At 71.6% G+C, this 26,353-nt stretch carries 20 protein-coding genes; 9 read left to right on the top strand and 11 right to left on the bottom strand.

All coding sequences use genetic code 11. From position 1 onward, the window contains the following. Positions 1-137 precede the first annotated feature (137 nt). The 3 genes from ACGFIK_RS05490 to ACGFIK_RS05500 are packed head-to-tail and all read right to left on the bottom strand — an operon-like array spanning position 138 to position 2,540. Entirely contained in the window at positions 138-602 is a 465-nt protein-coding gene (locus ACGFIK_RS05490; protein ID WP_327025362.1) for a carboxypeptidase-like regulatory domain-containing protein, read from the bottom strand. Continuing rightward, entirely contained in the window at positions 577-1,236 is a 660-nt protein-coding gene (locus ACGFIK_RS05495) for a sigma-70 family RNA polymerase sigma factor (protein ID WP_327025361.1), read from the bottom strand. The genes ACGFIK_RS05490 and ACGFIK_RS05495 overlap by 26 nt, the downstream gene beginning before the upstream one ends. Beyond that, positions 1,233-2,540, bottom strand: a complete 1,308-nt coding sequence (locus ACGFIK_RS05500; RefSeq protein WP_327025360.1) for a S8/S53 family peptidase — start codon at positions 2,538-2,540, stop codon at positions 1,233-1,235. Before ACGFIK_RS05500 ends, ACGFIK_RS05495 begins: the two co-directional genes overlap by 4 nt. 187 nt (positions 2,541-2,727) lie before the next feature. On the opposite strand from ACGFIK_RS05500, the gene ACGFIK_RS05505 reads away from it, so the two are divergent. Further along, positions 2,728-5,334, top strand: coding sequence for a CHAT domain-containing protein (locus ACGFIK_RS05505; protein ID WP_327025359.1), 2,607 nt, complete (start codon positions 2,728-2,730; stop codon positions 5,332-5,334). A gap of 49 nt (positions 5,335-5,383) precedes the next feature. Here ACGFIK_RS05505 and ACGFIK_RS05510 read toward each other — a convergent pair whose 3' ends face one another. From ACGFIK_RS05510 to ACGFIK_RS05535, 6 genes are read right to left on the bottom strand one after another with little or no spacing between them, the layout of a single operon-like run. Continuing rightward, a complete protein-coding gene (locus tag ACGFIK_RS05510; RefSeq protein WP_327025358.1) occupies positions 5,384-6,256 on the bottom strand; it encodes a PmoA family protein in 873 nt (290 codons plus the stop codon). Beyond that, complete coding sequence (locus ACGFIK_RS05515) at positions 6,253-6,870, bottom strand: hypothetical protein (protein ID WP_327025357.1); 618 nt, start codon at positions 6,868-6,870, stop codon at positions 6,253-6,255. Before ACGFIK_RS05515 ends, ACGFIK_RS05510 begins: the two co-directional genes overlap by 4 nt. Then, positions 6,854-7,738 (bottom strand): carbohydrate ABC transporter permease, encoded by an 885-nt coding sequence (locus tag ACGFIK_RS05520; protein WP_327025356.1) that lies wholly within the window; start codon positions 7,736-7,738, stop codon positions 6,854-6,856. Before ACGFIK_RS05520 ends, ACGFIK_RS05515 begins: the two co-directional genes overlap by 17 nt. After that, positions 7,738-8,721 carry a sugar ABC transporter permease gene (locus ACGFIK_RS05525; RefSeq protein ID WP_327025355.1) on the bottom strand — a complete coding sequence of 328 codons (984 nt, stop codon included), beginning with the start codon at positions 8,719-8,721 and terminating at the stop codon, positions 7,738-7,740. The genes ACGFIK_RS05520 and ACGFIK_RS05525 overlap by 1 nt, the downstream gene beginning before the upstream one ends. Positions 8,722-8,750: 29 nt before the next feature. Further along, positions 8,751-10,088: an extracellular solute-binding protein gene (locus tag ACGFIK_RS05530; RefSeq protein ID WP_327025354.1), complete on the bottom strand. Its 1,338-nt coding sequence runs from the start codon at positions 10,086-10,088 to the stop codon at positions 8,751-8,753. A 19-nt stretch (positions 10,089-10,107) separates the two neighbouring features. Next, a complete protein-coding gene (locus ACGFIK_RS05535) occupies positions 10,108-11,238 on the bottom strand; it encodes a LacI family DNA-binding transcriptional regulator (RefSeq protein ID WP_327025353.1) in 1,131 nt (376 codons plus the stop codon). A 226-nt stretch (positions 11,239-11,464) separates the two neighbouring features. Between ACGFIK_RS05535 and ACGFIK_RS05540 the strand changes: the two genes are divergently transcribed. From ACGFIK_RS05540 to ACGFIK_RS05575, 8 genes are all read left to right on the top strand, one after another. Continuing rightward, positions 11,465-12,793, top strand: coding sequence for a Gfo/Idh/MocA family oxidoreductase (locus tag ACGFIK_RS05540; RefSeq protein ID WP_327025352.1), 1,329 nt, complete (start codon positions 11,465-11,467; stop codon positions 12,791-12,793). 24 nt (positions 12,794-12,817) lie between these two features. Then, positions 12,818-14,248 (top strand): glucuronate isomerase, encoded by a 1,431-nt coding sequence (gene uxaC, locus ACGFIK_RS05545; protein WP_327025351.1) that lies wholly within the window; start codon positions 12,818-12,820, stop codon positions 14,246-14,248. Further along, positions 14,245-15,546 (top strand): enolase C-terminal domain-like protein, encoded by a 1,302-nt coding sequence (locus tag ACGFIK_RS05550; RefSeq protein WP_327025350.1) that lies wholly within the window; start codon positions 14,245-14,247, stop codon positions 15,544-15,546. Before uxaC ends, ACGFIK_RS05550 begins: the two co-directional genes overlap by 4 nt. Next, a complete protein-coding gene (locus tag ACGFIK_RS05555) occupies positions 15,537-17,027 on the top strand; it encodes a mannitol dehydrogenase family protein (protein ID WP_327025349.1) in 1,491 nt (496 codons plus the stop codon). Before ACGFIK_RS05550 ends, ACGFIK_RS05555 begins: the two co-directional genes overlap by 10 nt. After that, on the top strand, positions 17,024-18,259 hold the full coding sequence (locus ACGFIK_RS05560) for a Gfo/Idh/MocA family oxidoreductase (protein ID WP_327025348.1): 1,236 nt from the start codon (positions 17,024-17,026) through the stop codon (positions 18,257-18,259). Before ACGFIK_RS05555 ends, ACGFIK_RS05560 begins: the two co-directional genes overlap by 4 nt. Before the next feature lie 209 nt (positions 18,260-18,468). Continuing rightward, positions 18,469-19,857: a pectate lyase gene (locus ACGFIK_RS05565; protein ID WP_327025347.1), complete on the top strand. Its 1,389-nt coding sequence runs from the start codon at positions 18,469-18,471 to the stop codon at positions 19,855-19,857. A gap of 102 nt (positions 19,858-19,959) precedes the next feature. After that, positions 19,960-21,528, top strand: a complete 1,569-nt coding sequence (locus tag ACGFIK_RS05570; RefSeq protein WP_327025346.1) for a pectate lyase — start codon at positions 19,960-19,962, stop codon at positions 21,526-21,528. A gap of 157 nt (positions 21,529-21,685) precedes the next feature. Next, positions 21,686-24,460: an AAA domain-containing protein gene (locus ACGFIK_RS05575; protein ID WP_393337863.1), complete on the top strand. Its 2,775-nt coding sequence runs from the start codon at positions 21,686-21,688 to the stop codon at positions 24,458-24,460. Positions 24,461-24,751: 291 nt separating this feature from the next. Here the strand turns inward: ACGFIK_RS05575 and ACGFIK_RS05580 are convergent, their stop codons facing one another. Together ACGFIK_RS05580 and ACGFIK_RS05585 are read right to left on the bottom strand one after the other, a co-directional pair. Beyond that, entirely contained in the window at positions 24,752-25,375 is a 624-nt protein-coding gene (locus ACGFIK_RS05580) for a DUF6642 family protein (protein ID WP_327025344.1), read from the bottom strand. A gap of 157 nt (positions 25,376-25,532) precedes the next feature. Then, positions 25,533-26,192 (bottom strand): hypothetical protein, encoded by a 660-nt coding sequence (locus tag ACGFIK_RS05585; protein WP_327025343.1) that lies wholly within the window; start codon positions 26,190-26,192, stop codon positions 25,533-25,535. Between the last annotated feature and the right edge of the window lie 161 nt (positions 26,193-26,353).

Below are 26,353 nucleotides of genomic sequence, written 5' to 3' on the forward strand. Positions count from 1 at the left end.
CCACCGCCCCCCCCGGGGGGGGGGTCCCAGCCACTAACCCGCCCCCCAACGCCGGCCGGGGGGGGTTTGTCGGGGGGGGCGGGGCCCCCCCCCCCCCCCCACCCCCGTGGCCCTGTCCGGCCACGGCCCTTGTGGCCTCAGCGCAGACAGACCCAGTCGGTGACCACGGTGAACCCGCCGGCCTCGGCCCGCAGTCGGACCGGCCCGGGCGGCGGTACGCCGAGGGAGAAGAGTCCCACCGCGTCGACCGCTGTCTCGTCGTAGGTGCCGGTGGCCGTCCGGGCACTGATCCGGCCACCCTCGGCGGGGCAGAGCTGCCCGACGATTCCCGCCGGGCTGACCTCGATCTCCAGCAGGACCGGGCCGCCCCGGAAGGACAGGCTCCGCACGGAACCGGCCGATCGGGTGAGCCCGGCCGGTTCCGCCTGGCAGGCCGAGTCGAAGGTCAACTCGGCCAGGGTCAGTTCGGCGTCCACCGTCCGCCAGGCGAACGCCGCCCGCGCGGCGACCAGGTGCTCCTCGGGCACTCCCCTGCTGTCCGACAGCGCCGCACCCAGCTCGGCGGTCAGCCGGTCGTCATCGCCCGGCGGCCACGGCTCCATCGCGCTCCCCTCCCGTCGAGGCGGCGGATCGATGCCCTTTAAGGTACGCGGCCAGCGCCCCGGACTCCCGCAACCGGCGCAGGCAGCGGGCCTGGGTGGGGCCGATGCTGCCGACCGGGGTCCCCAGCCGCTCGGCGATCTGCCGGTAGCTCAGCGGCGGATCGGCGGTCAGCAGGGACAGCAGTACCTGGCAGCGCGGCGGTAGCTCGGCGAAGCCCTCCCGCAGGGCCTGGTGCCGTTCGGCGCGGAGCAGATCCTCGTCCGGGCTGGCCGCCTCCGCCCCGCTCCGGTGGCACCCCTGAAAGGCCCCGTCGGAGGGGTCGAAGGGTTGGGTACGCCGACCCAGCCGCGAGATCCGGTAGCACTCCCGTCGGGTGGTGACCGCCAGCCAACTCGCCAACGCCTCCGGTTCGCGTACCTGGTCCAGGCGCTCCACCAGACGCAGCCACACGGTCTGGTTGACATCGGCGGCGTCGGCGGCGGTCAGGTCGTGGACCCGGATCACCGAGTACACCAGCGGGGTGTAGCGGCGGACCAGTTCCACCCAGCCCGACTCGTCCCCGTTGGCCGCGGCGGCTACCAGATCACTCGTACTGCGGCCGGTCACCACGGCACCGCCGCCGTCGACACTCACCCGACCAGCACCCCGTAGTCGGGGTGCCAGCGCGGCATGGCCAGCAGGGCCAGCCGGGCGGCGTCGGCGCTCAGGCCACCGGCGGTCATCATGGCGGCCAGCCGACCGCTGACCTGGGCGGTGGCGAAGGAGGTACCGGACCAGCGGGCGTAGCGGTGGAAGACCCGGGTGGGTCGTCCGGGCAGCGGCAGGATGCCCGGGACGAAGGTGCTGTCGTGCTGACCCAGGGCGCAGGCGTCCACCCAGGGCCCGAATCCGCTGTAGTCGGCCGGCACCAGGCCGGCGGAACCCATCCGGACCGCCGCCACGGCCACTACCCGGTCCAGCGCGGCCGGCCACAGCGGTCGGTTGGTGCCGGCGTTGCCCGCCGCAGCCACCACCGCGGTCGTCGGTGGCAACGCGGCCACGGCGTTGGCCAGGGGCAACGAGGGCTGGTCGTCCAGGGTGAAGCCGCCCAGGGAGAGGTTGACCACGCTGACCTGGGAGGCCAGTCGGCTCAGGGCGGCCACCACCGTCGACTCGTCGCCGATGCCGGTGGGCTCCAGGGCAGTCTCGGGGTCGACACGTACCCCCGGGGCGGCCTGGCGTACCACCCCGGCGACGAAGGTGCCGTGGCCGCCCTGCGGGGCGAGCACGTCGGTGTGCAGGTAGAGGGGGTCCTCGTCGTCCGGCTCCGGCAGGTAGGCCCCGCCCAGCCAGTCCGGGTGCTGCCCGCCGGCGTACCGCCAGATGCCGGTGTCGCAGATCCCCACGGTCACCCCGGCCCCCTCGGCCGCCCGGGCCGGATCCGGTGGCGCCAGCGCGGCGATCGTCCGGGGTGGTCCGCCCGGGTTGCCCATGATGTTGCCCAGGCCGAGCAGCACATGGTGCGGTTGGACCAGCGGAATCCGCTGACCGGGCCACTGCCGGGGGTCGCGCAGCAGCGTCACGATCGCCGGGATGTCGGCCTCGGCGGAGAACAGCAACCGGGTCACCCCGGCGAAAGCGTCACCGATGAGCACCTGATGTCCGCTTTTACGCAACCAGGCGGCTACTCGCCCGGTGTCCTCGGCGGCGGTGAGCAGTTGCCGGGGGCGGTAGAGAATTTCCCTACCCGCAACTGTATGCCGACGCACATTGCGATCCGCATTCACCAACCGGTCGAAGGCCAGTTGATAGGCCGCGTCGTCGGCGTCCTGGTCGGCCAGGGCCGGACCCGGGCGCCATCCGGCCCCCAGTGGGGTGGCCGCCGCAGCCAGTACGGACGCGACCAGCAGCCGCCGTCGGGACAACCAGCTGCCTGGTCGGGGGTGGTCAGAATGCACAGGCCCTCCCAGATGGCCCCGGAATCGGCAGGCCACGGGTGGCCGGCGAGGCGAATTCCGCGGGCCTTACCGATTCTTCCAATCAATCGGTGGATGTCAATGACCCTAACGGGCTGCCCACCCCGATCCGACCGTCAGGCCATTTGCCGACATTGACGCTCCACGACAGTTGGGGAACGCTTGATCCATGCCCGACAGCACCGCTGCCGGTGCCGGCGGCACCGCGCAGTCGGCGCTCGACACCGTCCAGCGCCGTCCCCGTGAGGCGATCATGATCGCCCAGCGGGTCCTAGCCACCGGCGACGGCGACGAACGTTCCACGGCGGAGCGCGCCATCGGCCTGGCACTGCGGGAACTCAACGACCTCCCCGGCGCCCTGCGCCACCTGCGTCGGGCGGTCCGGATCGCCGGGACGGCCCGGACCCGGGCCCTGGCCCGGATGAGTCTGGGGTACGTCCTGGCCAATGTCGGCCGCACCTCGGCGGCCCTGCGGGCGGTGACCGCCGCCCTGCCCGAACTCACCGGGGCCGACGCCGGACGGGCCCGGATGCAACGGGGGGTGGTACTGCACTACCGGGGTCGGTACGACGAGGCGGTCCGGGACTACACCCTCGCCATCGACACCGCCCAACGGGAGGGGGATCTGCTGCTGGAGGCCCGCGCCCGCAACAACCGGGGGCTGCTCAACGCCCACCGGGGCGCCCCGGGCGATGTCGACGACCTGGCCCGGGCGGCGGCGGTCTTCCGCGATCTCGGGCTGGACCTGGCCGCCGCCGACGCCAGTTGGAACAGCGGAATCGCGGCCGGTCGACGCGGGGACATCGCCGGGGCGCTGCGCCGGTTCGCCGCCGTCGGGCAGGAGTACCAACGGCTGGCCGTACCCCGACCGGCGTTGTTGCTGGACCGCTTCGAGTTGCTGCTCTCGGTGCCCCTGGTGGAGGAGGCCACCGAGGTGGCCGCGGCGGCCATCCGGGAACTGCGTCGCCGTGGCATGGCCTCCGACCTGGCCGAGGCGTTGCTGGCTCAGGCGCGGGCCGCCCTGCTCGCCGGTGACCTGGACATCGCCACCGAGGCCGCCGCCGCGGCCGGAAGCCGGTTCCGCCGGCAGGGCCGCCGGACCTGGGCAGCCTTCGCCCGGCATGTCGAGTTGCGGGCCGAGTTCCGCCGGGGGACCCGTACGGCCGCCTTGCTGACCGCGATGGTGCGCACCGCCGACCGGCTGGAGGCCACCGGTTGGGCCGATCCCGCCCTGCTCACCCGCATCGACGCCGGCCAACTGGCGGTGGAGCTGGGCCGCACCGACCGGGCCGCAAAGCTGTTCGCCGTCGCCGCCGGCACCCGGGGTCGGGGCACCGCCCCACGACGGGCCCAGGGGTGGTACGCCCAGGCCCGGTGGCATCGGCTGCGCGGCGAGGAACCTGCCGCCGCCCGGGCCCTGCGCCGAGGACTGGCCGTCCTCGACCGGCACCGCACCTCCCTGGGCGCCACCGAACTGCGGGCCAACAGCGGGGCGTACGGCCAGGAACTGGCCGCCGAAGGGCTGGACATCGCCGTCCGGGCCGGGGCACCGACCCGGGTGCTGGCCTGGGCGGAACGGTGGCGAGCCCATTCGGTACGGACCCGCCCGGCCCTGCCACCGGACGACGCCGACCTGGTCGCGGCCCTGGCCGAACTCCGGCTGGTCAGCGGCCTGCTGGAGGACGCGGTGCTGACCGGTCGGCCGGTACGCGCCCTGCGGGGTCGGCAGGCCCGGTTGGAGCAGCGCATCCGGGACCTGTCCCGGCACGCTGCCGGCGGCCCGGGCACCCTGACCCCGCCCCGGGTGCACAACCTGGCCGCCCGGCTCGGTTCCCGGGTGCTGGTCGAACTGTTCGCGCACGGGGACCGGCTGGGGGCGGTGCTGGTCCGCGACGGTCGGGCCAGCCTGCACGACCTCGGCTCTCTGACCGAGGCGACCCGGTTGACCCGGTGGCACCGGTTCGGGCTGCGCCGTCTGATCGTCACCGGGGACTCCGCCGCCGCCCGGGCCGCCGTCGAGCACGCCGCAACGGCCCTGGACCGGCAACTGTTCGACCCGCTGCGCCGACGCCTGGCCGACCGGCCGCTGGTGATCGTGCCGGTCGGGGCCCTGCACTCGGTCGGCTGGGCCGGGCTGCCCACCGGCACCGGACGGGCGGTCACGGTGGCCCCCTCGGCCGCCGCCTGGCTGGCCGCCGAGCAGCAGGGCGCGCCCCGGGGCACCCCGGTGCTGGCCGCCGGTCCCCGGCTGCCCGCCGGCGCGGTGGAGGTCCACCGGCTGGCCCAGGTGCTGCCGGCCGCCCGGCTGCTCACCGGCGGGCAGGCCACCGCCACCGCCCTGACGGCCGCCCTGGACGGGGCCGCGATGGTGCACATCGCCGCGCACGGCGCCTTCCGCGCGGACAACCCCCAGTTCTCCACTTTGGAGTTGGCCGACGGGCCGCTGTTCGCCTACGAGTGGGAGGGCATCGCCCGACCGCCCGGCTGTGTGGTGCTCTCCGCCTGCGAATCAGGGCTGACCGGGGTACGCCCCGGGGACGAGATCATGGGTTTCGCGGCCGTGCTGCTGGCCCTGGGCACCCGGTGTCTGATCGCCACCGTGCTGCCGGTACCGGCGGAACCCACCACCGCCCTCATGCTGGATCTGCACCGCCGGATGCACGCCGGGGTCGGCCCGGCGCAGGCCTTGGCCGAGGCCCAGCAGGCCTTCGTCACCGGTGGCGACCCCACCGCCCCGGCCACCGCCGCCGCCTTCGTCTGCCTGGGCGCCGGCTGACTCAGGCCCTCAGGGCGCCCACCCCACGCGCCCTCCAAGCGGTGGCAGCTCAGCTGTCGCCCGCACCCCCGGAGGACCAGCTGGGCTGCCACCGCTGGATCTCCGCGGCAGTTCGGGTGCCGTCGGCGATGACGATCTGGTAGCGGTTGTGGCGGGCCTGGCCGGCCGGGATGGTGGCGGTCTGCGCGAAGGCGAAGGCCACACAGACCCCGGGATACATGCCCGCGCGGACGAACCACCGGTCCCCCGCGCCCAGGCCACTGAAGACCAGGGTGTACTCCCCGCCCTGCGGTGCCCGGCCGGTCATCGCCACCCAGGGCTCGGCGCACCCGTTGACGGCCTCCTCGCCGGTGAGGGAGGCGGTGAACACCTGGGGTGTCTCGGCGGCCACCCCCCGCCAGAAGAATCCTCCGTAGCCGGCACCACCGGGACGACCGTTGGTGGCCGGGCTGCCCAGCACGACCTCCCGGTCGGCGGGGGCGGTGAGGGTGCTGTCGATCTCCAACCGCCACCGGTCGGCCCCGTCGGCTGCGGCGGTCAGGGTACGCCGCTCGGTCAGCAGGACCTCCCCGGCCGGTTCGCACCAGTGCAGCCGGTGGTCCAGCCGGTCGGTCGAGCGGTGTTCCCAACCGGTGTGCACGATCCGGCCGTGGTCGGCACGCCAGGTGTAGCCCTGGTCCCGGACATAGGTGCGCCCGCCCCACAGGTTGGTGCCGTTGACGTCCTGCACCGCCAGGGAGGCCCCGAGGTGCCAGACATGGTCGGCGGGCAGGGCGTCCGTGACCGGGGTGCCGGCCAGGGTACGCACCGGATGCAGGTAGGGCCGGGGGCCGTGCTTGGCCGCCAGGTCGGGGGCCAGTACGTACCGGGCCACCGGGATGCCCTCGACCAGCAGTTCCTGATCGGCTACCTCGGCGCTCACGACAGCTCCGTGCGGGTGACCGGTCGACGGCGGGCCACCGCGTGCACCGCGGCCAGCGCGTACCCGGCAAGGATCGGCACCGCCACCGGGGTGACCAGCACCCCCAGCAGCAGGGCTACCAGGCTGGTGCCGGCCAGCCCGGCGCAGGTGGCCGGGTGGTCCAGGCAGCCCCGGGCGGCCCGGGTGACCGCCGGGGCCCACCCGGTGCCCCCGGTGCGGCCCACCTCGACCACGATCGCGGCGGCGTACCCGAGCAGGATCGTCGCCACTGCGGTGGTGAGGACCATCCCCACCGTTCCCCCCGGCACCCGGCCGGTGGCCAGCACCACCAGGTTGGTGACGAGCAGTCCCAGGCTGCCGAGACCCAGCAGGGTGGCCGGCAGGCCGGGCAGCAGTCCCCTACCGAACCGGGACAGGGTCTGCCGGGCGGTCGGCCAACTGCCGGTGGCCAGCCAGTCGTGCACGGCCGCGCTGGCCGTGCCGATCGCGGCCCCGGCGGTCAGCACCGGAGCCGAGGCGAGCACGGTCAGGATGCCCACCAGGGCCAGGTCGGCCCCGTCGCGTACGGTGTCCCGCCAGTCGCGGTCCGGCGGCTGGTCAACCCTTGATTCCACTGGTGTTGATCCCCTCGACGAGCATCCGTTGGAAGGCTACGAAGAACACGAAGACCGGCAGCAGGGAGAGCACCGCCATGGCGAACATCGGGCCGATCGCGCTCTGGCTGGTCGAGTCGATGAACAGGGTCAACGCCACCGGCACGGTGTAGTCGCTCAGCTCGGACAGGAAGACCAGTTGCCGGAAGAACTCGTTCCAGGTCCAGATGAACGAGAAGATCGCCGTGGTGACCAGGGCGGGTCGGCTCAGCGGCAGGATGACGTGCCGGAAGATGCCGAAGGCCCCGGCACCGTCGATCCGGGCGGCCTCGTCCAACTCGCGCGGGATGCCCCGCATGAACTGCACCATCAGGAAGACGAAGAAGGCCTCCGTGGCCAGGAACTGCGGGATCAGCAGCGGCAGGTACGGCCAGTCCCCGCCGACCAGGCCGAGGGTGCGGAACAGGATGTACTGCGGCACGATCAGCACGTGCGCCGGCAACAGCAGGGTGCCGATCATGACGGCGAACCACAGCCGCCGCAGCCGGAACCTCAACCGGGCGAAGGCGTACGCGGCCAGCAGGCAGCTCACCGCGTTGCCGACCACGGTCAGCAGGCTGACCATCGCGCTGTTGAGGAAGAACCGGCCGAAGCTGACGTCGAAGTTGCTCCACCCGTCGGTGTAGTTGCCCGGGGTGAAGCGCTCCGGCAGCAGACCGATGTTGCTGACGATCTCCTGCTGCGACTTCACCGAGGTGCCGATCATCCAGATCAGCGGGTAGAGCACGACCGCCACGATGGCCAGCAGGATGATCAGCCGCAGCCAGGACCGGCTGCGTGAGCGCTGCGGGCGGGCCGCCACGGGCGGGGCCACGGTGCTCGCCACCATCAGCGGTCCTCCCCGTCGGAGTAGTGCACCCAGAACCGGCCGGTGCTGAAGAAGACGACCGTGATGAGCGCGATGGCGATCAGGAAGACCCAGGCCATCGCGGAGGCGTAGCCCATCTCCAGATCGGTGAACCCGGCGATGTACAGGTTGAGGGTGTACATCAGGGTCGAGTCGATCGGCCCGCCGGTGCCGTTGCTGAGCACGAAGGCGGCCGTGAAGCCCTGGAAACCGTTGATGGTCTCCAGCACCAGGTTGAAGAAGATCACCGGGGAGAGCATCGGCAGGGTGACGCTGACGAACTGCCGGAACTTGCCGGCCCCGTCCACCGCGGCGGCCTCGTACAGCTCGGTCGGCACCTGCTTCAGCCCGGCCAGGAAGATCACCATCGGGGCGCCGAACTGCCAGATGGCCAGCACCATCAGGGTCTCCAGGGCCCAGTCCGGGTCGTTGACCCAGGGCTTGCCCTCGATGCCGAACAGGGCGAGGAAGGAGTTGAAGGCTCCCTCGCGGTTGAACATGTTCACCCAGACGATGGCCAGTGCGACGCTGCCGCCGAGCAGCGACGGCAGGTAGAACAGACCACGGAACAGCCCGACCCCGCGCCAGGCCCGGTTGAGCAGCAGGGCCACCCCGAGCGCCGCGGCGAGTTTCAGCGGTACGGCGATCAGGGCGAAGCGCAGGGTGACCCGGACGGAGTGCCACCACGAGGGGTCGGCGGTGAACATCCGTTCGTAGTTGGCCAGCCCGACCCATTCCACCTCGGACCAGGGGGTGAGGATGTCGTAGTTGGTGAAGCTGAGGTACAGCGACAACAGCATGGGTAGCGCCGTGATGCCCATCAGACCGATGAGCCAGGGCGACAGGAAGATGTAGCCGGCCAGACCTTCCCCGTGCCGGATCCGTCCGGTCCCGCGCCGGGTGGCGGGGGGTCGGACGGATCCGGTGCCGCGGCGGGTCGGGTCGGGCGCCGTGGTCAGGGCCACGAACTGCTCCTCTCCGGGTATCGCGGCGCTCAGGAGGCGATCGCTGCCTTGCCGGCGGCGACGAACTGGGCGGCGGCCTCGGCGGGGGTGGCCCGGCCGTACTGGGCGTTCTCGGCGGCCTTGGTCAGCTCGGCGCGTACCTTGCTGTGGCCCTTGATCGGCACCTGGGGGGCCGCGCCGAAGGTCTCGGCCAGCTTGGTCTCCACCTCGATGGACTGCTTCATCGCCGGGTCGGTGGTGTCGTCGCTGACCACCCGACGCAGGTCCAGGTTGGAGGGCAGACCCCGGTCGGTGCCGAGCAGCTTGACCGCCTCCGGGTCGTTGACCAGGAAGTTGATCACGTCGACCGCGATGTCGGCGTTCTTGCTGCCCCGGAAGACCGACCAGTACATCGAGGCGCGGGCCCACTGGGCGCTCGGGTCACCGGGGTAGGCGATGACCCCCAGCTCGTCGGCGGTGTTCTTCTTCAGCTCCGGCATCTGGTTGACCCAGACCCAGGAGGTGGCCGACTTGCCGGTGACCACTAGCTGCTTGGTGATGTCGGTGGCGTTGCCCTCGTGGATGACGTCCGGGGTCGGGGTGGCGCCGGAGTCCCGGGCCCCCTTCCACAGCTCGAACCACTTGGTCACATCCTCGGCGGTGAAGCCCAGGTCGCTGCCGGAGTAGAGGTCCTTGCCCTGCTGGCGCAGCCACACCCAGAAGGCCTTGTAGTCGGCGCTGGGGTCCTGGGTGCCGGGCACCCCGGTCTTCTTGCTGACCTGCTCGGCCCAGGCGATGTGCTCCTCCCAGCTCATCCCGGTGGTCGGCTCGGGCAGCCCGTTCTTGGTCAGCAGGGTCTTGTTGTAGACCAGGCCCTGGGTGTTCTCCCCGGCGGCCAGACCGGCGAGCTTGCCGTCGACCTCGCCGTACTGGAGCAGGCTGGGCGGGAACTTGGTGGTGTCCAGGTCACCGGAGTCCTGGTACTTCTTCAGGTCCAGGGTGGCGTTACGGGCCGCGTACTCGGTCAGGTAGTTGTCGTCGATCTGGAAGATGTCCGGCGGGTTGCCGCCGGCGGTGAGGGTGGCCAGCTTGTCGAAGTAGCCCTGGTTGGCCTGCCAGGTGGTCTCGAAGACCACGTTCGGGTTCTTCTTGGTGTAGAGGTCGAGCGCCTGCACGGTCAGCGCGTTGCGGGCGTCACCGCCCCACCAGAAGATGGAGATCTTGGTCTTGCCGTCGGCGGCGTCGTCGCCACCGCAGGCCGCCGCGGCCCCGACCAGGGGCAGGGCCACGACTGCGGCGAGCAGGCCGCGCAGCAACCGGCGGCGCAGCAGGGGGGTACGGTAAGTGCGCCCGTCGGGCGCGCTGGTGGGGTGCGTTGCGGGGTGCATGTGCGCTCACTCCTTGGCGTTAGGAGGCGACGACGTCACCGGCGGCCACCTTCGGGCCGCCCGGGTCCGCACGGCGATGCGGGCCCGGGCCTGCGGCAGTGGCACCGGGACGTTCCCGACCGGCGTAGGGGCCCGGTCCGGTGGAGTCGCGGATGACCAACTCGGTCTGGAGCATTACCTGTGCGGTGGTACGACGGACGCCGACTGTGGCTCCGACACCGCCGGCCCGCCCGGTGCGCGGCAGGTCGGTGTCGTGTTGCAGCAACATGTCGACGGCCGTCCGGCCGGCGGCCGCGGTCGGGGTGGCCACCGTCGTCAGTTTGGGGCGGGTCAGCCGGCTCAGTGAGATGTCGTCTACCCCGACGACACTCACCTCCTGCGGCACCGCCACTCCCAGTGCGTCGAGCCCTTCCAGCAGGCCGATCGCCATCAGGTCGTTGTAGGCGAGCACGGCGCTGACCCCGGCCCGGCGGACCTGCTCCGCCTGGGCCAGTCCACCGTGCTCGGTGGGTGGATTGGGGCCGAGCACGGTCAGCTCCGCGCCGGCCGCCCGGGCCGCCGCACCGGCGGCCCGCCGGATCTCCCGGCTGGTCCAGGAGCCCCGCGGCCCACCGAGCAGGGCGATCTCCCGGTGGCCCAGAGCGGCCAGGTGTTCGATGGCCGACCGGGCCCCCTGGCCGACATCCATCAGCACGCAGGGCAGCCCGGACAGTTGGCGGTTGACCACCACCAGCGGGACCTCCCGGCTGAGCTGCTCGATCAGGCTGTTGCTCATCCGAGGGCTGCACAGCAGCACCCCGTCGACCTGCTTGGCCAGGGCGTGGACCAGCTCCTCCTCGGCGGCGGCGTCCTCATTGGTGTCGGCCACGAAGACGTGGTAGTCGCGGTGCCGGGCCTGGCTCTCCGCCGCCTTGATCAGGGGCGGGAAGAAGGGGTTGGCGATGTCGGCGATGATCAGCCCGATGTTGTGGGTGCGGCCGGTGATCAGGGCCCGGGCGGCCCGGTTGGGGCGGTAGCCCAGGTCCTCGGCGCAGGCCAGCACCCGTACCCGGGTCTCCGGGTTGACCAGGTGGGGCGCCGAGAAGGTGCGGGAGACGGTGGAGATGTGCACCCCGGAGGCCCGTGCGACGTCCCGGATCGTGACTGGCACTGCGGCCCCCTTCGTAGCTGTGTCGGCGGTCACGGGTGCCGCCAATTAATGCAAACGGTTGCTCCAGTGTCAACGGCCGATGATTACAGCTAGGTTTCGACACCGGTCGCTAAAGCTGAGGAATTGGTGCAAATGCCATCGGTTGCCGGTGCACCGTTGACGTCGAGGCATCGAGCATGATTACTTCACTGCAAAGGTTTGCAGAGAAATCGAGGAGGATCGGTTCGTGTCTCCGCAACCCGGCAGCCGGGCCCGCTACGCCGTGGTCGGCACCGGCGCCCGCGCCGAGATGTTCGTCCGCGCCCTGGTCCACGACCACGCCGACACCGCCGAACTGGTCGCCTTCGCCGACGTCAACCAGGCCCGGATGGACGCCCACAACCGGTGGCTGGCCGAACTCGGCCACCCCCGGGTGCCCACGTACCACGCCGGGGACTTCACCGCGATGCTGGCCAAGGAGCGGGTCGGGGTAGTCCTGGTCACCTCGGTCGACGTCACCCACGACGAGTACGTGGTGGCCGCCCTGGAGGCCGGCTGCGACGTCGTCACCGAGAAGCCGATGACCACGGACGCGGCGCGCTGCCAACGCATCCTCGACGCGGTCCGCCGCACCGGCCGCCGGGTCACCGTCGCCTTCAACTACCGCTACAACCCCTTGCACGAGCAGGTGCGCCGGCTGCTGGCCGAGGGCGCGGTCGGCGAGATCGGCTCGGTGCACTTCGAGTGGCTGCTGGACGTACGCCACGGCGCGGACTACTTCCGCCGCTGGCACCGCGACAAGGCCAGCTCCGGCGGGCTGATGGTGCACAAGGCCAGCCACCACTTCGACCTGGTCAACTGGTGGCTTTCCGCCACCCCCGTGCAGGTGTACGCGGCCGGACGGCTGTTCTTCTACGGGGAGAACGGCCGCCGGCACGGCTACGCCCGCGACTACGACCGGGCCCACGCCAGCCCCGCCGCCGAGGACGACCCCTTCGCCCTGCGCCTGGCCGAGCATCCCCGACTGCGGGAGCTGTACCTCGACGCCGAGGCGGAGGACGGGTATCACCGGGACCGTAACGTCTTCGCCCCCGGGGTCAGCATCGAGGACGACATGGCCGTGCTGGCCACCTACTCCACCGGGGCCACCATGACCTACCACCTCACCGCGTACGCCCCCTGGGAGGGCTACCGGGTGATGGTCAACGGCAGCCGGGGCCGCCTGGAACTGGAGGTCACCGAGAGCGAATACGTCAGCCCGGCTGCGGCCGGGGCCCTCAAGGGGGCCGCCCTGCACGGGGACCAGGCCGCCGCCGAGGGGGGCTCGGCCACCCTGACCCTGCGCCCCTTCTGGTCCCCACCACGACGCATCGAGGTCGACGGGTACACCCGCCACGGGCACGGTGGCGCGGACGCCCGGATGACCCAGGTGCTCTTCGGCGGCGCAACCGACCCGCTGCACCGCGCGGCCACCGCCCGGGACGGCGCACTGGCCCTGCTCACCGGGCTCGCCGCCAACCGGTCCTTCGAGACCGGGGCCCCGGTCCGCGTCGCCGACCTGCTGTCCCTCGACTGACCTCTACCCCAGGAGTCGCACCCCGTGCCCACCTCGACCCGACCAGACCTGCTCCTCCCCGCCGACCCGGGCCAACGCGCACTGGCCCGGGAGTTGTACGCGCTGGTGGCAAGGTTGCCCATCATCTCCCCGCACGGGCATGTCGACCCGGCCCTGCTGGCCGAGGACCGGCCCTTCGGTGACCCGGCGCAGCTGCTCATCGTGCCCGACCACTACCTGACCCGGATGCTGCTCAGCCAGGGGGTTCCCCCCGCCGAGCTGGGGGTGCCCAGCCGCGACGGCACTCCGGTGGAGACCGACGGGCGACGGATCTGGCGCCGTTTCGCCGAACACTGGCACCTGTTCCGGGGCACCCCGTCACGGCTGTGGCTGGAGCAGACCTTCACCGAGGTCTTCGACGTCGACACCCGACTGTCCCCGGCCACCGCCGACGAGGTGTACGACGCCCTGGCCGCCAAGCTGTCCGAGCCGGACTTCCGACCCCGGGCCCTGTTCGAACGGTTCAACATCGAGGTGCTGGCCACCACCGAGTCCCCCCTGGACGACCTGGGTAGGCACGCCAAGCTGGCCGCGGACGGCTGGGGTGGGCCGGGCGGGCGGGTGGTCACCACCTTCCGCCCGGACAACGTGGTCGACCTGGACTTCGAGGACTGGGCGGCCAACATCGACCGGCTGGGCGAGCTGACCGGGGAGGACACCGGCACGTACCCCGGCTATCTGGCCGCCCTGCGGGCCCGCCGGGCGGCGTTCATCGCCGCCGGCGCCACCTCCTCGGACCACGGTCACCTGACCGCCCGGACCCTGGACCTCGGCGCGGGCGCCGCCAGGGTGTTCGACCGGGCCCGCCGGGGCCGGGCCGAGCCGGGCGACGCCGAGGTCTTCGCCGCGCACATGCTGCTGGAGTTCGCCCGGATGTCCCTGGAGGACGGGCTGGTGATGCAGTTGCATCCCGGTGCGGTGCGCAACCACAACCGGTGGCTGTACGCCCGGCACGGCCGGGACGTCGGCGGCGACATCCCGCAGGCCACCGAGTACGTGCACGCCCTGGCCCCGCTGCTGGAGGCGCACGGCAACGACCCCCGGCTGCGGGTGGTGCTCTACACCCTCGACGAGGACACCTTCACCCGGGAACTGGCTCCCCTGGCGGGCGGGTACGCCGCCCTGCTGCTCGGCGCACCCTGGTGGTTCCTGGACTCCCCCGAGGTGCTGCGCCGGTTCCGGGAGACCGTCACCGAGACGGCCGGCTTCTACAACACCGCCGGGTTCGTCGACGACACCCGCGCCTTCTGTTCCATCCCGGTACGCCACGACGTGGCCCGGCGCATCGACGCCGGCTACCTGGCCCGGCTGGTGGCCGAGCACCGGCTGCCGATGGACGAGGCCGCCGAGACCATGGTCGACCTGGCGTACCGCCTGCCGAAGCAGGTCTTCAAGTTCGGGGAGAGGCAACAATGACCACCATCACCGAGGTCACCGTGCACGACGTACGGTTTCCTACCGCCGCCAGCGGCGACGGCTCCGACGCCATCAACCGGGGTGACTATTCGGCCACCTATGTCGAGCTGAGCACCGACGACGGGCCGACCGGGGCCGGGTTCACCTTCACCAACGGTCGCGGCAACGAGATCACCTGCGCGGCGGTACGGGCCCTGGCCCACCACGTGACCGGCCGTACGGTCGCCGAGATCACCGCCGAGCCGGTGGCCTTCTGGCGCTCCCTGGTCGCCGATGTACAGCTGCGCTGGCTGGGCCCGGAGAAGGGGGTCATCCACATGGCCACCGGGGCCCTGGTCAACGCGGTGTGGGACCTGCGGGCCAAGCTAGCCGGCAAACCCATGTGGCGCTACCTGGCCGAGCTGCCCACCGAGGAGCTGGTGGCCAATGTGGACTTCGGCCACATCACGGACGCGCTGACCCCGGAAGAGGCCACCGCCATCCTGGACAAGGGCCGCGACGGGCTCGCCGACCGGCTGGCCGTGCTGGAGCGCGACGGCTTTCCCTCGTACACCACCTCGGTGGGCTGGCTGGGTTACCCGGACGACAAGGTGCGAGCCCTGACCCGACAGGCGTACGCGGCCGGGTGGCGGGCGATGAAGATGAAGGTCGGTGGCCCGCCCGCCGACGACCTGCGGCGGGCCCGGATCATCCGGTCGGAGATCGGCCCGGAGGCGCTGCTGATGATGGACGCCAACCAGGTGTGGGACGTCGACGAGGCGATCACCAACATGACCGCCCTGGCCGAGGTGGATCCCTACTGGATCGAGGAGCCGACCCACGCCGACGACATCCTCGGGCACGCCCGCATCGCCCGGGCGGTGACCGAGCTGACCGGCGGGCGGTGCCGGGTGGCCACCGGCGAGGTGGCCGCCAACAAGGTCATCTTCAAGCAGTTGTTGCAGGCCGAGGCGATCGGGGTGATGCAGATCGACGCCTGCCGGGTGGCCGGGGTCAACGAGGTGCTGGCCGAGATCCTGATGGCCGCCAAGTTCGGGGTGCCGATCTGCCCGCACGCGGGCGGGGTCGGCCTCTGCGAGTACGTCCAGCACCTGGCGATCTTCGACTACCTGCGGGTGGGCACCAGCCTGGAGGGGCGGATGGTGGAGTACGTCGACCACCTGCACGAACACTTCCTGGACCCGGTACGCACCCGCGACGGACGGTACCTGCTGCCGACCGAGCCGGGCTACAGCGCCACCATGCGCCCGGAGTCCATCGCCACCTTCGGTTTCCCGGACGGCCCGGCATGGCGGTGACCGTGGGGGCCTCCCGACTCGACCTGGGGGCGCTGCGTCGGCTGCCGGCCGGGTCCCGTCCGCTGGTGCAGCCCGGCAGCGTGCCGGCCGGGGTGCTGCACCTGGGGCTCGGCGCCTTCCACCGGGCCCACCAGGCGGTCTACACCGAGCAGGCGATCGCCCTGGCCGGCGGGGACTGGGGCATCCTCGGGGTGGCGCCGCGCAACGCCGACCTGGTGCGGGTGCTGACCGCGCAGGACAACCTGTTCAGTGTCAGCACCCTGTCGGCCGCCGACCAGCACACCCGGGTGGTCGGGGCGCTGACCGGGGTACGGCTGGCCGCCGCCGACCCGCAGGCGGTGGTGGCGCTGCTGGCCGACCCGGCGATCCGGGTGGTCACCCTGACGGTCACCGAGAAGGCGTACCAACTCGATCCGGCCGCAGGAACCCTGCGCCCGGACCCGGCCCTGGTGGCCGACCTGACCACGGACCGGCCCCCGGTGACCGTGCCCGGTCTGCTGGTGCGCGGGCTGCTGGCCCGGGCCGCCGCCGACGCCGGGCCGATCGCCCTGGTCAGCTGCGACAACCTGCCCGCCAACGGCCGCCGGCTCCGTGGCCTGGTCCAGCACGCCCTGGCGTACGCGAAGGCACCCCGACCGGCCCTGGACTGGGTCGGGGCCCAGGTAGGGTTCCCGGGCACCATGGTGGACCGGATCGTCCCGGCCAGCACGGCGCAGACCCTGGCGGCGGCCCGGCGGGCCCTGGGGGTGGAGGATCTGGCGGCGGTGGCGGCCGAGCCGTACACCCAGTGGGTCATCGAGGACGACTTCCCCGGCGGACGTCCGGCCTGGGACCGGGCCGGGGCGGTGCTCTGCGCCGACGCCGGGCCCTGGGAGCGGCTCAAGCTGCGCACCCTCAACGGGGTGCACTCGGCGGCGGCCTACCTGGGGGCCCTGGCCGGCTGCGAGACCATCGCGGAGGCCCTGGCGCTGCCGCACCTGGACACCGTGCTGCGTCGGCTCATCGCCGAGGAGATCGCGGTCAGCTTCACCCCGCCGGAGGGGGTCGAGGTGGTCGACTACGGCGAGCAGGTGCTGGCCCGGTTCGGCAACCCGGCGATCCGGCACCGCACCCTCCAGGTGGCGATGGACGGTTCGCAGAAGCTGCCCCAGCGGATCCTGCACACCATCGCCGACCTGCGGGCCGCCGGCCGCTCGGCGCGCTGGGCGACCCTGGTGATCGCCGCCTGGATCCGGTTCGCCCAGGGTGCCACCGACGAGGGTTCGCCGCTGCCCCTGGACGACCCGCTGGCAGACCGGATCCGTACCGCCCTGGCCGAGGCGGCGCAGACCCCCGCCGGGGCGGTCGAGGCCGTGCTGGCCCTGGACGAGGTCGTCCCGCCGGAGGTGGCCGCCGACCCCCAGGTACGCGCCGACATCACCGCCTGGCTGACCGACCTGACCCGTTACGGCGTCCGCCCCACCCTCACCGCCGCCGCATGAGTGCAAGGAAGGGCACCTTCTTAACGCCTGCGGTAGAGGAAGGGTCCCCGCTTAACACTCCACGGATCGCGCTGATCGGGGCGAACGGGCACGGTCGCTGGCACCGGCGGGTGATCGGCCCCCTGCACGAGGCCGGGCGGCTGCGGCTGGCCGCCCTGGTCGACCCCAGGCCGATCGAGGAGGAACCGGCCGCACCGGTGCCGGCGGGTACCCGGATCTTCACCGACCATCGGAAGATGCTGGCCGAGGTGGCCCCCGAGGTGGTGGTGATCTGCACCCCGCCGCACACCCACCTGCCGATCGCCCGGGACGCGGTGACCGCCGGTGCCGACCTGCTGCTGGAGAAGCCGCCGGTGCTCTGCAGCACCGAGCATGAGGAGTTGGCGGCGCTCCTGGCGGCCACCGGCCGGGTGGCCCAGGTCGGGTTCCAGGCCCTCGGCTCGGCGGCGCTGACCGCACTGACCGAGGCGGTGACGACCGGCCGACTGGGTACGGTCACCGGCATCGCCACGGTCGCGGCCTGGCAACGGCCGGACGCCTACTATGCCCGGGCCCCCTGGGCCGGACGGCGACTGCTGGACGGTCGGCCGGTGCTAGACGGGGCCCTGGCCAACCCGCTGGCGCACGCGGTCATGCAGTGCCTGGCGGTCGCCGAGGCGGTCACCGGGCAGCCGGTGCAGCCGGCCACCATCGAGGTGGAGCGGTACCGGGTACGGCCGATCGAGGTCGACGACACCGCCGTGCTGCGCCTGCGGCCGGCGGAGGGGCCACCGATCGTGGCCGCGGTGACCCTCGCCGGGGAGGACTTCGTGGCCGGCGAGGTGATCGTCACCGGCACCGGCGGCCGGGCGATCCTGGAGTACCCGACCGACCGCCTGTGGTTGCCCGGGCAGGCGGGCCCGGACCTGGTGCCCGGCCGGCGGGGTCTGCTGGAGAACCTGCTGGCCCATCGGGCCGACCCCCGGGTTCCGCTGATCGCCCCCCTGGCCCGGACCGCCGCCTTCACCGAGCTGCTGACCGCGCTTCAGGCCGCACCCGAGCCGACCCTGCTGGGCGGGGACCTGGTGGAACCGGTCGGCGAGGGGCCGCAGCGGGTGCTGCGTATCCGCGAGGTCAACGCGGTGCTGCGCCGGGCCGCCGAGGATGGCGAACTACCGTCGGAGTCGGGTGTGGCATGGGCCGTGCCGCCGTGGCAGGCCGTGGCGGCACCGAAAACGACATCCCAGGAATAGGAGGTACGGCAACCGGACTGCAAATCGTCGTTCCGGAGTGGATCGACGCAATGCGTTCACCTGCGGCTTCCCGATCAGGATAGGTCGGGTCAATGTCGGCCGATCGCATTTAGTGCAACAAACCTGCATATCCAGCATATTGACCGATATCAAACACAATCCGTAACCTTCGTTACCAGCAAGAAACACGACGAAGGAACGGACAAACAATGCGCAGAGTCGCCGCGTACGCGGCATTGATCACACTCACCCTGACCGCCGCCCCCGCTCCCGCCGCCGCTCACGCCCCGGCCGGGACCGACCTGGCCGCCCGGCCCTCGCCGACCTCCGCTCCCCCGGCCCTGTCCCCCCTGGCCCGCCAGCTCGGCCGACAGACCCTGCCGGCCGGGGACGGCTGGGCCTCCGCCGGGCCGGGCACCACCGGCGGTTCGACCGCGAGCGCGGACCAGGTGCACGTCGTCACCACCCGGGCCGAGCTGATCGCCGCGCTCGGCGGCGACAACGCCACCAACGCCGGCAACGCCACCCCCAAGATCGTGTACGTCAAGGGCACCATCGACGGATTCGAGGGCCCCGACGGCAGCCTGCTGAACTGCACGGACCTGGCCGACCCCGGCTACTCCCTGGAGGCGTACCTGGCCGCGTACGACCCGGGGGTCTGGGGTCGGGTGGCGCCGAGCGGGCCGATCGAGTCCGCCCGGGTGCGGTCGGTGACCAACCAGACCCGGCACACCCAGATCAACGTCGGCGCCAACACCACCATCATCGGGCTGCGCGGGGCGCGGCTGACCGGCCTCACCCTGATGATCGACCGGGTCTCCAACGTCATCGTCCGCAACATCACCTTCGACGACGCCCGGGACTGCTTCCCCGCCTGGTCCCCCACCGACGGGGAGACCGGCAACTGGAACTCCCAGTACGACCTGGTCTCGGTGCGCCGCAGCGAGAACGTCTGGATCGAGCACAACACCTTCACCGACGGGGACAACCCGGACAGTGCCCAACCGGTCCACTTCGGCCGCCCCTACCAGGTGCACGACGGCGCGCTGGACATCACCCACACCGCCAGCCTGGTCACGGTCGCCTGGAACCGGTTCGACGGGCGGGACAAGGTGATGTTGATCGGCTCCTCCAACACGGTCGGCCCGGACCTCGGTCGGCTCAACGTCACCCTGCACCACAACCTGTTCGACGGGTCCCTGCAACGGCTGCCCCGGGTGCGCTTCGGCCAGGTCGACCTCTACAACAACGCCTACCGGATCGCCGGTGCCGGCTTCGAGTACGCCATCGGTGTCGGGGTGCAGTCCGCGGTGTACGCGCAGAACAACCACTTCACCCTCGGTGCCGGTATCTCCGCCGCCGACCTGCTCTACGACTGGAGCGGCACCGCCATCACCACCCGGGGCAACTGGGTCACCCCGGCGAGTGGGCTGCCGCGGCCGGTCGACCTGGTGGCCGCGTACAACGCCGTACACGACCCCGACCTGTCCCCGGACGCCGGTTGGACCCCGACCCTGCGGCACGGTCCGGTGCTGCCGGCCCCCCTGGTGCCGCTGGTCGTCGGACCGCTCGCCGGCGCCGACCGGCTGCCGCTGTAGCGGCACCCCGCTGTTAAAAGGGGGCCCCGCCTATGCCGGAGGCGTTAACAAGGGGCCCTTCCTTTCACCACCACCAACAACAGCAAGGAAGGTGAGACGAGGATGAGACGCACCCTCGCGCCACGAGTCCTGGCGGCCCTCGCCGCCACAGCCACCGGAGCAGTCGTCTGCGTGGCATTGACGACGCCGCAGGCGTCGGCGGCCGTCGGCAGCGCCACCGGCTTCGCCAGCAGCAACGGCGGCACCACCGGTGGGGCCGGCGGGCAGACCGTCCGCGCCACCACCGGCACCCAGATCCACGCGGCCCTGTGCAACCGGGCCAGCAGCAGCACCCCGATCATCATCCAGGTCGAGGGGACCATCAACCACGGGAACACCACGAAGGTCTCCGGGTCGAGCTGCAGCACCGCCGCCGACGTGATCGAACTCAAGCAGATCAGCAACGTCACCATCCTGGGGGTCGGCAACGGAGCCACCTTCGACCAGATCGGCATCCACATCCGCGAGGCCCGCAACATCATCATCCAGAACGTGACCGTCCGGAACGTCAAGAAGTCCGGCTCGCCGACCTCCAACGGCGGTGACGCCATCGGCATGGAGGCCAACGTCCGCAACGTCTGGGTCGACCACGTCACCCTGGAGGCCTCGGGCGGTGAGTCGCAGGGCTTCGACGGGCTGTTCGACATGAAGAACAACACCCAGTACGTGACCCTGTCCTACAGCATCCTGCGCAACTCCGGCCGGGGTGGTCTGATCGGGTCCAGCGAGAGCGACCTGTCGAACGGGTACGTCACCTTCCACCACAACCTGTACGAGAACATCGACTCCCGCACTCCCCTGCTGCGCGGCGGCGTCGCGCACATCTTCAACAGCCACTTCTCCCGGATCAACGAGTCCGGCATCAACTCCCGGGCCGGGGCCCGGGCCAAGGTGGAGAACAACTACTTCCAGAACGCCAAGGACGTGCTGGGCACCTTCTACACCGACCAGGCCGGCTACTGGCAGGTCAGCGGCAACATCTTCGACAACGTGACCTGGTCTTCCCGCGGCGGGGACACCAACCCGGCCGGCCCCAACCCGACCTCCAACACCAGCGTCAGCGTTCCCTACTCGTACCGCCTGGACCCGGCCAACTGCGTGCCGGACATCGTCCGGCAGACCGCCGGCGCCAACAAGGGCATCCGTACCTCGAACGGCAGTTGCACCCCGACCACCCCGACGAGCGGCCCGACCACCCCCGCTCCGGGCCCGACCACCCCGACCCCCGGTCCGACCAGCCCGACCCCGGGCCCGAGCCAGCCCAGCGGCACCAACCTGAGCATCGGGGCCGGCTCCGACGGGTCCAGCAAGGCCAGCGGCACCAGCTACGGCGACGTACGCGACGGCAACATGAGCACCGCCTGGTCGCCGTCCGGGTCCACCGGTCAGATCTCCATCAAGTGGGACACCGCCACCCGGGTCTCCCGGGTCAACATCCGGGAGGCCTCCGGGGCGGTCGGCAACGTCCGGTCGTGGCGGCTGCTCAACCATGACACCGGCGCGGTCCTGGCCAGCGGCAGCACCGCCGGGGTGATCTCCTTCCCGGCCACCTCGCTGCGGAAGATCACCTTCGACATCACCAGTTCCTCCGGCACCCCGCGGATCGCCGAGTTCGAGACGTACGCCGGATAGTCACCTGATCTGCCGGCCCGGCCGGCACCCGAGCACCAGCCTGGTGGGGGCCGTCGACGCCGACGGCCCCCACCCTCATACCCCCCAGGGAGTCCACGCCGACGGGCTTGTTGCGGCGTGTCGGCGGCGTCCGGGCGTACGGCAGAATGTGCGGGCGATGGACGCCGGTGTCATCCTCACCGCGCTCGCCGACCTGGCTCCGGCCGGGGCCGAGCGGGTCCTCGACGTGGCCGCGGGCAACCGGCCGCTGGTCTGGTTGCCGGAGCCGCACCGCGGCCCCCACAGCGGCCACCTGGACCGCCTGGCGGCGCAGGACGCCCTGCACCGCGACGAACGCATCCTGCGCCGTGGCCTGGCCTTCCTGGTCGGCGGGGCGGACATCGAGGGGGTACGGCGGCGGATCCGGCTGCCGCTGCTGGCCCAACCGGTACGGCTGGAGCGGGGCCGAGGCGGCTACCGGGTGGTCCCCGCCGGTGACCTGGAGATGACCTCGCTGATCGAGGATCGGGATCTCGCCGCCCGGTTGGAGGCCGCACCCGGGCTGGCCGGGCCGGGTTGGCTGACCGCCCCCGGCACGGCCGCCTGGATCACCGCGGCGGCCGAGGCGGCCGGTCTGAAGGTGGAGAAGGTCGTACCCCGTCCGCCGCGCCGCCTCGACGATCAGAGCCTCACCGGGGTTGCCGCGGCGGCGATCTTCGTTACCCGGGACGTGTTCGCCGGCCGGCTTCGCGACACCCTGCTGAACTGGGCGGGCCGTCCCGGGTTGGCGGACACCGCCCTGAGCCGGCTCTACCTCGGCCCCTCCGACGAGCACGACGACAAGACCGGCCACGACGACGAGGAGGTGCTGTCCCCGCTGCCGCTGAACGGCACCCAGTCGGAGGTGGTCCGACGCACCCGTACCGAAGCGGTCGTGGTGGTCTCCGGTGCCCCCGGCAACGGCAAGAGTCACGCCCTGGTCGCCGCCGCCCTGGACGCGGTCGACCGGGGAAAGTCGGTGCTGGTGGCCACCCAGTCCGTGGCGGCTGCGGAGGCCCTGGGCACCCTGCTGCGCCGGCATCCCGGCCCACCCCCGGTGCTCTTCGGGGACGCGGAGCGACGCGAGGCGGTCGCCGCCGACCTGGCCGACGGGGCCGCCGGTGGGGTGCGCGACGATCAACTGCGCACCGACGCCGCCGCGGTGGCGGCGGCCCGGCACCGGGTCGCCACCGTCCGAGCCGGGATCACCGCTGCCCTGGAGCAGGAGCGACGCGCCGCCACCCTCCCGGGCTGGCAGCCCCTGCTGCCCGCGCTGAGTCAGGACGCGCCACGGGTCTTCGACCCGGACGCCGACCTCACCGCCATCCGGCACGCCCTGCGGGATACCGGCCGCCAGGGCGCGGGCTGGTGGCCGCGACTGCGACGGTCGTACGCCGAACGGCGGCTGCGACGGCTGACCGGGGCCGGTCCCGACCTGCCCCGGGATCGGCTGGAGGCGGCGGTGGAGGCGGCCGAGGCCCTCCAGGCGGCGGCTCGACTCCCCGCCCAGGGCGGCACCGAACTCTCCGCCGCCTGGCAGTCCCTGGCGGAGGCGGACACCGTACTGGCCAAGGCGGTCGGCACCGCCCTGCGGCACCACACCACCAGCGCCCAGCGGTGGACCCCGCAGGCCCGGCGGGCCGCCAACGGTCTGGGTACCGCCCTGCGGGCCGGACGCAACCGGCGCCGGGAACTGCTGGCCGGGCTGGACGCCGAGGCGCTGGTGCGGGCCCTGCCCCTGTGGGTGGGCACGGTGACCGACGTCGAGGATCTGCTGCCACCGGTGGCCGGCATGTTCGACCTGGTGGTGCTGGACGAGGCCGCCCACATCGACCAGGTACGGGCCGCCCCGGTGCTGGCCCGCGCCCGCAACGCCCTGGTCGCCGGTGACCCCCGGCAACTGCGGTTCGTCTCCTTCGTCGCCGACGTGGAGGTGACCGCCACCCTGCACCGGCACGGGCTGGACCGGCTGGCCGACCGGCTCGACGTGCGACGGTCCAGCGTCTACGACCTGGCGGCCGGTGCCGCCCGGGTCACCTGGCTGGCCGAGCACTACCGGTCCGCGCCGCACCTGATCGGGTTCTCCGGGGAACGGTTCTACGACGGCAGACTGGAACTGGTCACCCGGCACCCGCGCAACGAACAGGCCGACGCCATCGACGTGCTGACGGTCGACCGGGCGACCGTGATCGACGGCGTCAACCAGGCCGAGGTGCAGGCCGTACTCGACCTGGTCCGGGCCCTGGCCACCGATCCCCCGGCCGGCGGGATCGCGGTGATCAGCCCGTTCCGGGCCCAGGCGGACGCGGTGGAGGCGGCCCTGCTGTCGGCGTACGACCTCGACGAGATCCAGCGGCTCGGTCTGCGTACCGGGACGGTGCACGCCTTCCAGGGCAGCGAGGCGGACGTGGTGATCGCCTCACTCGGGCTGGTCGACGAGGACCCACCGGCCCGACACCGCTTCCTGGCCGACCCCAGCCTGTTCAACGTCCTGATCACCCGGGCCAGGAAACATCTGACCGTGGTCACCTCGCTGCGCTCCCCCGAAGGCATCATCGGCGACTACCTGCGCTACGCCGAACAGCCCCCGACACCCCCGGCCGGCCCGGCCACCTCCGCCTCGGACCCCTGGACCCGGGCCCTGGCCGTCGAACTCGAAAAGCTGGGACTGCCGGTACGGGTCGACTACCCCGTCGGCCGCTGGCAGATCGACCTGTGTGTCGGGGCGGACACCGAGGCGGTCGGGGTGATCTGCGGGGTCCATCCGGATTCCGTGGCCGCACACGTCGAGCGGCAACGGACCCTGGCCCGCGCCGGATGGCGCCTGTACGACGCCTTCGCCAGCCACTGGAACGCCGACCCGATCCGAGCCGCCCTCGACCTGGCCGCCCGCATCCGCGACGTTGACACATAGGAAGCCTGACCGGCCCGTCCTCTGGGCACGGCCGAAGCAGAATCGAAATCGGCCAGCAGGCACGGAGGGTCGATGCGGTGGCCTCGAAACAGGCAGACGTTCACTGCTGAGCAGCCGACCTGTCAGACCCGCTTTCTAACAGTGGTTGCTAACACGGTAGACGATGGTGTCGTTGCGGGTCGGCGAGGGCGACGACACGGTGGGAGTAGGCGTCGATGGCGGACTGCAGGTGCGGCGGTAGTGCTCGGTGCAGCGAGCCGGTGGTCGCGGGTCGGGACGAGGCCGCCGCGATCATAGAGTGACGCTCGACCCTTTGGATCGCATCGACGGGATCTTGAAGCTCTCACCCGTGGCGTAGACCACCCGGAACCCGAGGTGTTGTGCCAGCGGCGCCCAACGTGCCGAGGAAACCAACTGTTGAAGGCTGTTGACTTTGCCGGCGTTGACCAGCCGATCCAGGACCACCGTCTCGAAGGCCGCCGACTCGATCCAGTCAATCTGCTTGGTGAAGCCACACACCATCGACGCGCCCGTCTGCTTCAGGAACTCGCTCAGGTCCCTGTCGGACCCCTGCAGCACCGAGCACGCGCCGATGTAGATCTGCCTCCCCTGCCAGCAGCCTGGTGATATCCAGGTCGCGACCTCGTGCAAACTGGTCGATTGTGAGTTGGACAGCCACAGTTGGCTGGGAGACCCGTGCAGCGCAAAGAAGCCCACCTCGTACGAGGAGTACTTGCGCAAGGACCACTGTTCGACGTAGTACTTCAGCTGATCCCGGGTGACAGCGCTCTGATGGATGTAGCGCAGGCTCTCCAACTGCTCCAGCAGCTGAAGAGTCGGCCGCACCGACCAGCGCTTGGTCAGGTCGGGATGCCATTCGCCCTCGATACAAAAGACACCCTTGCGCCTCGGCATCTCAACCTCCCCGGGGTGACGAAACCGCATCGGTACGAGAGCTTTCCGCTGCCTGCCCATCGACAGAACGTCCACAATGGTTGGTACGAGGGCCGCCTCACCTTGCACATGCAGCGGGGAAGTCACAAGTTGCACAGCAAGGACGCCTACCGCCAGTTCACTCGGCTGAGCTGCTACTCAACGACGTTGACGCAAGCCACGCACGTCCCACTACTTCAGGGTGGTAGCTGCTCTCGAAGGAGTAAGGCCCGGCAGCCACCCAACAACTCAACAATCGCATCCCCGCGATGACCGGCCGCTGTCGCAATAGCCAGAACGCCGTCGCCAGGTCCGGGCAGCGCAGGAGAAGCTTCTCCTCGGCGAGGGTCTTCGTCCTGTCCTCCAGGATCTCGATGCCGCGTTCTTCCCACTCCTTTTCGCTGGCCACCCCTGCTTCGAGGGCCAGACCGACAGGCCCGGCGTGTAGCCGCAACCACACACTCTCACCGGACTCGTACAGGCCGATGATCTCCAGCACCCCGACCGTCAACCGCAGTACGGCAGGTGTGGTGTCATCGAGATACGACAGATGCCAGTGTCGTCCCGCAGTCGTAGCTGGCTCCGGCACCACCATCCGAGCAGCCCAACCGGCCAGCGCCCAGGCTATCTTTTTCGACCCCGTCAAGCCGTTCGCGCATTTGTCGTCGCTCTCGACCGGCAGTGGGTGAAGTGGTGCCGGGACCGGTTCGGCGAAGATCCAGTCGGCCAGGTCGGCCGGTGAGACGATCCCCCAGAGCCGAGAGCGCCGGGACTCTAGAGCTTCGGCCACTTCGGCCACGTCGTCTGCGGTCCACCAGGGGGTAGCGGAACTGACTTCTGTCGGGTCGGACAACTTATACCTCCGAGAGGTCCTGGTAGAGGTCGCCGAGGAAGCGGGTGTCCCACTCCGGGTCGGTGAAGTCGTGCACAAGGGTGCCGGTCTCGCCGCGTCGATGAGCG

The sequence above is a fragment of the Micromonospora sp. NPDC048871 genome (genome assembly GCF_043198155.1).
Lineage (GTDB): Bacteria > Actinomycetota > Actinomycetes > Mycobacteriales > Micromonosporaceae > Micromonospora.